Source organism: Actinoplanes palleronii (assembly GCF_016862315.1).
Taxonomy (GTDB): Bacteria; Actinomycetota; Actinomycetes; order Mycobacteriales; family Micromonosporaceae; genus Actinoplanes; species Actinoplanes palleronii.
Genome location: NZ_BOMS01000164.1, coordinates 46,657 through 53,347 on the forward strand (window position 1 = coordinate 46,657; position 6,691 = coordinate 53,347).

The 6,691-nt window shown below is 71.1% G+C and carries 8 protein-coding genes; 2 read left to right on the plus strand and 6 right to left on the minus strand.

Annotated features, from left to right (window positions below):
• Positions 1-6: 6 nt before the first annotated feature.
• Positions 7-867 carry a S1C family serine protease gene (locus Apa02nite_RS45880; protein WP_067708295.1) on the minus strand — a complete coding sequence of 287 codons (861 nt, stop codon included), beginning with the start codon at positions 865-867 and terminating at the stop codon, positions 7-9.
• A gap of 221 nt (positions 868-1,088) precedes the next feature.
• Here Apa02nite_RS45880 and Apa02nite_RS45885 point away from each other — a divergent pair, with 221 nt between their 5' ends.
• Together Apa02nite_RS45885 and Apa02nite_RS45890 are read left to right on the plus strand one after the other, a co-directional pair.
• Positions 1,089-1,370, plus strand: a complete 282-nt coding sequence (locus Apa02nite_RS45885; RefSeq protein WP_203830762.1) for a hypothetical protein — start codon at positions 1,089-1,091, stop codon at positions 1,368-1,370.
• 333 nt (positions 1,371-1,703) lie between these two features.
• Positions 1,704-2,378 carry a hypothetical protein gene (locus Apa02nite_RS45890; RefSeq protein WP_203830763.1) on the plus strand — a complete coding sequence of 225 codons (675 nt, stop codon included), beginning with the start codon at positions 1,704-1,706 and terminating at the stop codon, positions 2,376-2,378.
• A 96-nt stretch (positions 2,379-2,474) separates the two neighbouring features.
• Here Apa02nite_RS45890 and Apa02nite_RS45895 read toward each other — a convergent pair whose 3' ends face one another.
• The 5 genes from Apa02nite_RS45895 to Apa02nite_RS45915 are packed head-to-tail and all read right to left on the minus strand — an operon-like array spanning position 2,475 to position 6,474.
• Positions 2,475-3,728 carry a styrene monooxygenase/indole monooxygenase family protein gene (locus tag Apa02nite_RS45895; RefSeq protein WP_203830764.1) on the minus strand — a complete coding sequence of 418 codons (1,254 nt, stop codon included), beginning with the start codon at positions 3,726-3,728 and terminating at the stop codon, positions 2,475-2,477.
• A gap of 24 nt (positions 3,729-3,752) precedes the next feature.
• Positions 3,753-4,340, minus strand: a complete 588-nt coding sequence (locus Apa02nite_RS45900; RefSeq protein WP_067708342.1) for a GTP-binding protein — start codon at positions 4,338-4,340, stop codon at positions 3,753-3,755.
• A 28-nt stretch (positions 4,341-4,368) separates the two neighbouring features.
• A complete protein-coding gene (locus tag Apa02nite_RS45905) occupies positions 4,369-4,719 on the minus strand; it encodes a DUF742 domain-containing protein (RefSeq protein WP_203830765.1) in 351 nt (116 codons plus the stop codon).
• Positions 4,720-4,765: 46 nt separating this feature from the next.
• Positions 4,766-5,227 (minus strand): roadblock/LC7 domain-containing protein, encoded by a 462-nt coding sequence (locus tag Apa02nite_RS45910; protein WP_067708309.1) that lies wholly within the window; start codon positions 5,225-5,227, stop codon positions 4,766-4,768.
• A complete protein-coding gene (locus tag Apa02nite_RS45915) occupies positions 5,224-6,474 on the minus strand; it encodes a sensor histidine kinase (RefSeq protein WP_203830766.1) in 1,251 nt (416 codons plus the stop codon). Before Apa02nite_RS45915 ends, Apa02nite_RS45910 begins: the two co-directional genes overlap by 4 nt.
• Positions 6,475-6,691: the final 217 nt, after the last annotated feature.

Below are 6,691 nucleotides of genomic sequence, written 5' to 3' on the forward strand. Positions count from 1 at the left end.
GTGGCTTCACAGTGGCGGTGCCCGGCCGTCGCCGTCCTCGCCGCCGCCGAGCGCGGCGCCGATCGGAACGGCGAAACCGATGCCGATGAACGTGCCGGCGTCGGTCGGGTTGGCCAGCGCCACCACGATGCCGACCACCTGACCCTGATCGTTGATCAGCGGCCCGCCGGAGTTGCCGGGGTTGACCGCCGCGTCGAACTGGATCAGCCCGGCGATGTCGGCCTGCTCGTCCCGGTTCAGTTTGCGGTCCAGCCCGGAGACGACGCCACTGGTGGTGGAGTCGACAAGGCCCAGCGGGTTGCCGATCGCCACGACCGTGTCACCGACCTCGACGCCGCCGCCGAGCACCGCCGGGACCAGCGTCTCCGGCAGTTTCGCCGGGGTCAGCGTGGCGATGTCCTGCTCCGGGTTGGTGCTGGCCACCTCGGCCGCCGAGGAGGTGCCGTCCGCGTACGTCAGCTTGATCGTCTCGGCGCCGTCGACCACGTGGTTCGCGGTCATCACGGTGCCGTCGGCGTTCGCGATCACGCCGGTGCCGGTGCCCGCCTCGAGCGCCTTCTTGGCGTCGTGGCCGGTGGTCTGGATCAGCACCACCGACGGGATCAGCGTCTGGTAGACCTCGGACACGGTGAGCGGGCCCTGCGACGCGGACGGCGACACCTTGGGCGCGGCGGCCCCGGGCGTCGTCGTGTCACCGCCGTCGCGCATCAGCACGACTGCGGTGATCGACACGGCCCAGACCGCGACCAGCGCGATCAGAGCCGTGCGGCGCAGGTCAGGAGTATTCCACCGGGCCACTCGGCTGGGGGCCGGCTCCTCCGGGCGGGGCTCCGGGGGTTCGGAGCCGTCCGGGCGGAGCACGGTCATCACGGCACGACCGCCACACTCAGCATTACTTGACCCTAGAAGCGATTCCTAGGAATTCGCCGTGAGAGTTCTGACGGTTTCCGGTACGCAAGATCCCCCATTTACCTGCAAAGCCGTCATGCCGGAGTGCTGCCAGGTACCACCTAGATCACCGACAGCCCGCGCACAGGCCCGGCCGGAAAGATCCCCCGCGCCCGCGTACGCACTTTCAGGAGCAGCCGATGACCACCGGACAACCCGCAGCGGAACAGGCCGACGGACCACCGGAGCCGTGGACGCCGCCGGCCTCCCGCAGCCCGGGCGAGCCCGGCACCCCCGCCTTCAAGCGAACGCTGATCACCGCGGTGCTGGCCACCGCGATCGTCAGCTCGGCCCTGACCGCGGGGATCATGGCAGCGCTCACCGGCGACGACAATTCACCCGCCGGTGGCGGCCGAGGCGGCCCCCCGGGAATGAATCAGCAGAACGGCCCGGCCGGCGGCCGAGCCTTCCCCGGCACCTGACAAGCGTGGGGCTTTGAGGCGCGCTCCGCACCCAAACTCCCCACACACGACGCCAACCAGACGAGCGTGGGGACTTACGGCGCGCTCCGCACCCAAACTCCCCACACACGAAGCCAACCAGACGAGCGTGGGGACTTACGGTGCGCTCCGCACCCAAAGTCCCCACACACGAAGCGAACCAGGTGAGCGTGGGGAGTTGCGGTGCGCTTCGCGCCGAGAAGCCCCACGCACGGCGCGCGTCGGGACTGACAGCGGACGCCTATCACGGGGACAGGGTCCACATAGTGCGGGTGGCGACGCTGGTGTTCCGCGATGAACCGAGGAGTCGCCGTTATGAGCAACAACGAAGCAGCCGGCCTGCCGACCACGTCGACCCTGGCGGTCACCGAGCCCACCGGCACGGTGGACACCTTGCAGCCCCGCGACCCGTGGGCCGAGAACGCCGCGAACCCGCACGGCGAGCCGGCCACCGAGCTGGTGCCCACCTCGCCGGAGTGGGCCCGGACCGGTCAGGTCATCGAGGTCAGCGGCACCCCGGCAGCCGCCACTCCGCCGAGCGGCCCGGCCGGAAGCGGTCCTGCCCTCAGCGGACCGGTGGCGATGCCGGGGCAGGCAGCCGGTGGTCCGCCGCCCGGCGCCTGGACACCGACGGCCGGCCCGGCGACCGGTGGCGGCAAAGCGCCGAAGAAGCCCCGCAGCGCGAAGATGATCCTGATCGCCGCCGTGCTGGCCACCGCGGTCGCCAGCTCCGGCATCACCGCCGCGATCATGGCGACGGTCGGCGGCTCGTCCACCCCGGCCGTCACCCAGCAGGGCGGCCCCGGCGGTGGCGGCGGCATGCCGGGCGGCGGTGGCGGCTTCGGGGGCGGCGGCAGCATGGGCGGCCAGTCCGGCCAGCAAGGCGGCACCACCGACCAGGGCACGACCGATCAAGGCACGACCGATCAGGGCACCACCGACCAGGGCACCACCCAGAGCGGCACCACCGGCACCGGCACCGGCACCTGACCGGAAGCCGCTGATCGGGGCCGGCCGGCACGCGGCGCGGGGACGCACCCGGATGAGGTGCGCCCCCCGACGCTCACGACGTACCGGAAAAGGGTCTCAGCCTGCGCCGTTGACTTCCGCGAGGTAGGCGGAGGCCTTCTCCGGGTCGACGAACCAGTTGAGGAAGTCGTTCGGGTCGACGAAGCCGGCGGCGAAGCGACGGGCGATCTGCTCGTTCTGCGAGGCGGCGCCGAGCAGCTGCTGGACGTGCGGCGGGAGCGGCTGCAGCATCGCGTTGGTCCAGCCGGTGACGGCCATGCCGTGCGCGGTCCAGAACGCCTCGAACGTGTCGGTCATCCACTGCTCGTCGAACGGCTGGTCGCCGCGCGCCAGGATGGCCTGCAGGTAGTGGTGGGCGGCCTTGGCCGCGGTGTTGCTGCCCTGGCCGGTGATCGGGTCGTTGGCGATCACCACGTCGGCGAGGCCGAGCACCTTGCCACCGCCGGGCAGGTGGGCGACCGGGCGCCGGACGGTCGGCGTGTACCGCCCGTGCAGGGTGGCCTTGGCGTCGGTGAGCCGGACGTTCCCGGCCCGCTCGTGCACCCAGGGCAGGTATTCGCGGATCAGGTCGAGGGTGATCCCGAGGTGCTGCTCGGGTGCCATCCGGCCGGTGTTGCCGGCCCAGCGGTCGAGCGGGCCGCCCGGGACGGCCTCCCAGAACAGGATGTCGCACGGGCCGGTATGGGTCAGCGCCGGGATCACGAAGAGCTCACCCAGACCGGGTACGGCATGGAACCCCACATGCGGCACCGGCCACTTCGGATCCGGCTCGAGCCCGTGCACGTACGCGACCGCCAGCCCCCGCTGCGGCTCGGAGTACTGCGAGCGGCTCGGGTCCCGGTCGAACATCGCCACCAGGTCACCCTTGCCGGCCGCGACGACGGTCAGGTCGTACCGGCCGAGCTGGGTGATCGCGTCGAGGTCCTGGGTGGTGACCGCGTTGTAGATGACGTCGACGCCACGTTCCTCGGCGTCCTGGAGCCAGCGGGCCATCTTGATCCGCTGGTCGGTCGACTGGGCCGGCCGGTCCAACGGCGCCGTGATCTCCAGGGCCAGCTGGCCGGGCGGGGCGGAGAGGGCGACGCGCAGGCCGTTGATCGCCGGTGTCTCGTTCTCCCAGTGGTTCAACCCGTAGGCCCGCTCGGTCTCGAGCGCCAGGTGGAACATGGCCTGGGTGGACGTCGGCCAGCCGGTGCGGATCTCCTCGGGGGTGCGCGCCGACATGAGGGTGACCTCGTAGCCCTCGGCCCGCAGGCTGAGGGCGAGCTGGAGACCGGCCTGACCGGCTCCGACAATGAGGATCTTGCGCAAGTTACTGCCTCCTGTAGAGCTTCTCTAACTGGTGCCGGAGTTGGCGAAGGGGATGGCCGGCACACCGGCCGCGGCAGCGCGTTCGGTCGCGTGGTTCACCACGGCCAGCAGGGCGTGTGCGACGTTGCGCGGTTCGCGGATGTCAGCAGTGATCAACGGAACGTACGGCGGCAGGGTGAGTGCCTCGCGCACCTCGGAGAGCTCGTGGGTCTGCAGACCGTGGAACAGGTTGACGCAGACAACCCACGGTACGTCCGCGTCGTTCTCGAAGTAGTTGACCGCGGCGAACGAATTCTCCAGATTGTTGGTATCGACGAGCACCAGGGCGCCGACCGCGCCCCGGACCAGGTCGTCCCACATCGGCCAGAACCGGGGCTGCCCGGGCGTGCCGAAGAGGTAGAGCACCAGGGCCGGGTCGATGGTGACCCGGCCGAAGTCCATCGCCACCGTGGTGGTGACCTTGTCGATGCCCGGGTCGAGCCGGTCGATCTGGGCCGCCGCCGCGGTCATCCAGGATTCGGTACGGATCGCCGGGATCTCCGAGATGGCCTCGACCGCGGTGGTCTTGCCGACCCCGAAGCCGCCCGCGATGACGATCTTCGCGGAGGACATCTGCTCCGGGGAGGCCACGGATTCCCGGTCAGGTGAGTCGGAGAAGGCCGGCACGGAGTCTCTCCAGAAGCGCTAGGTCTTGGGAGGGGCGGGCCTCGTGGACCACGAGTTGCCCGATTTTGAGCAGGTCGCTGATCAGCAGCCGGGTCAGGCCCAGCGGGAGCCCGCAGGTCGCCGACAGCTCGGCCACCGAGCACATCCGGCGGGCCTGCTCGTAGAGCGTCCGGGTGGCCGGGGCCAGGCTCGCGGCCAGCACCGGGTCGTACCGGTTGCCGGTGGACACCAGGGTGTGGATCAGGAGCGGGCTGCGGCTGCTGGTCCGCCCCCGCGCCGTCATGTACGGGCGCACCTTCCAGTGCAGCCCCGGCCTTCGGGCCATGCGGTGACTCCGTTTCAGCGAAGTGCGACGTGCTGCGAGAAAGGGGTCAGCGCACCGGTGCGGGCAGGGTGCGCTGGTGCATGGCGTGCCGGGTCTCCGGGGTCAGCGCGTGGCCGACGGACTGGCTGAACGTGGTCATGGCGTACCCGAGGTGGCCGATCTGGGTCTGCGGCTGTGCCGACACCAGCAGCGCCGCGACAAAATCGCCGGCCGGGTCGTCGATCCGCAGGAACGCCAGGTGGCCGTGCGGGTAGCGGATGCTCAGGTTCTCCGGTGCGCCGAGCTGGAGCAGGCCGCCGAGCTGGCCGGTGATGCCGAGGAACCCGGCGGCCAGCGCCGCGACGCTCTCCGCGTGTTCCCGGCTCAGGTGGCCGGACGAGGCGAGCTGCAGCCCGTCCGCGGAGACCAGGACGACCGCGGTGATCGTCGGCACCTCACGGACGAGCTGGCCGATCAGCCAGGAGACGTCCGGTGGCCCGCCGTCGGCGGTGGAACGGTAGTCGGTCATTGCGGTCCTTCGGCATTCTGAGGGGCGCTCGAGGCGCGAGGGGTGGCACTCGAGGAATGGGGAGCGGCATTGGGGGAATCGACCCCGTGGCGCGGGGCCTTGGAGCGTGCGGCGTCGACACCCGCGTTGAAGTCCGCGGCGTCGTCGTGCCAGGTGGTCTGGTGGACCTGAGTGGTGGGCGGGGGCGGCGGCGGGTCGGTGCCGCGGACGCTGGCCGGCACCCGGCGCGGCATCGGGACCGGCCGGTGCAGCGGCAGGACCATCGTCACGTCGTCGTGGTGGTTTGCCGGCGGCATCCCCGGCGGCGGCTCCGACTCCGGGAACAGCGACTCCGGGAACGAGGACTCCGGGAATCCCGAGGAGCCCGCGAACGACGAAGAGTCCGGGAACGCCGAGGCCGAGGACGACGGCGAGGTCGACGGCGAGGCCCGCGGCGCCTCGCAGAGCAGGTCCGCGCCGATCAGCAGCATCGCGATGGTGCCCCGCGGCTGGCGCGGCACCAGCCGTACCCGCAGCGACCGGTGCCGCCGGGTGAGCACGGCGGCCACCGACAGGCCCAGGTGGGCCGGCTGCAGCTCGGTGGCCGGCGGGCTCTCCGGGTCGGCCAGCATCCGCTCGATCCACGGCAGGTGGGCCGGGTTGAGACCGATGCCGTTGTCCTCGACCCGGATCACCACGTCGCCGTCGCCGGTCAGGTGCGCGGCGATGGTGACCGGTTCGGTCGGCGGGGAGTAGCGGTCGGCGTTGTCGATCAGCTCGGTCAGGATCCGGATCACGTCGTCGGCGGCGACCGCGGCCACCGCGAGGTCGGCGATCGAGCCGAAGTGCAGCCGCTCGTAGTGTTCGACGGCGGCGCCGGCCGCGTGCGTGACGTCGTGCAGTGAGGTGATCTGCTGATCCGGGTCGTCGAGCGGTTCGCCGGTGAGCACCCGCAGGTTCTCGGCGAGGCGGCGGACCCGGGTGACCGAGTGGTCGATCCGGAACAGGATCTTGCGCCGTTCGGCGTCCTGCTCGCGGAATTCGGCCTCCCCGATGTGATGAACCGCTTCCCACGTCAGAGTGAGCAGCCGGAGCGCGAACTCACCGGCCACCGGACGCCAGGGGTCCGCTTTGTCCACCGGGCCGTCGACCGGCGGTGGTTCCGGCCGCGTCTGCGGCGGCGGGTCTTTTTCCGGTACGACCTCGGGTACGTCCTGCTGGGGAGGCCGTCGCCGCAACCAGCTCATCCAGCGGCTTGCCTCGGGCATCGATTGCTCCCCAATCAGCCTGCCGTCCTACCGAAACGGCAGAAGATCACCGGCTACGAGGTCTGTACCGTACCCGCCGGATTGTCGGGCTGGCTATCGCTCGCGCCGCGGGATTACCTCACAAGCGTGAATGTGCTCGGGCCGCGTACCCCCTGGCGGAAACGCGAAAGCGGACCAATCCACAGTGGATTGGCCCGCCCTTGCGGAGCGCCTAGCC

Coding starts and splice junctions, on each gene's coding strand:
- Apa02nite_RS45900 (WP_067708342.1), bottom strand. CDS start 4,340: ATGTCCTCCGCGAAGATCGTCATCGCGGGCGGCTTCGGGGTCGGCAAG.
- Apa02nite_RS45910 (WP_067708309.1), bottom strand. CDS start 5,227: ATGACCGACTACCGTTCCACCGCCGACGGCGGGCCACCGGACGTCTCC.
- Apa02nite_RS45885 (WP_203830762.1), top strand. CDS start 1,089: ATGACCACCGGACAACCCGCAGCGGAACAGGCCGACGGACCACCGGAG.
- Apa02nite_RS45915 (WP_203830766.1), bottom strand. CDS start 6,474: ATGCCCGAGGCAAGCCGCTGGATGAGCTGGTTGCGGCGACGGCCTCCC.
- Apa02nite_RS45890 (WP_203830763.1), top strand. CDS start 1,704: ATGAGCAACAACGAAGCAGCCGGCCTGCCGACCACGTCGACCCTGGCG.
- Apa02nite_RS45905 (WP_203830765.1), bottom strand. CDS start 4,719: ATGGCCCGAAGGCCGGGGCTGCACTGGAAGGTGCGCCCGTACATGACG.
- Apa02nite_RS45880 (WP_067708295.1), bottom strand. CDS start 867: ATGACCGTGCTCCGCCCGGACGGCTCCGAACCCCCGGAGCCCCGCCCG.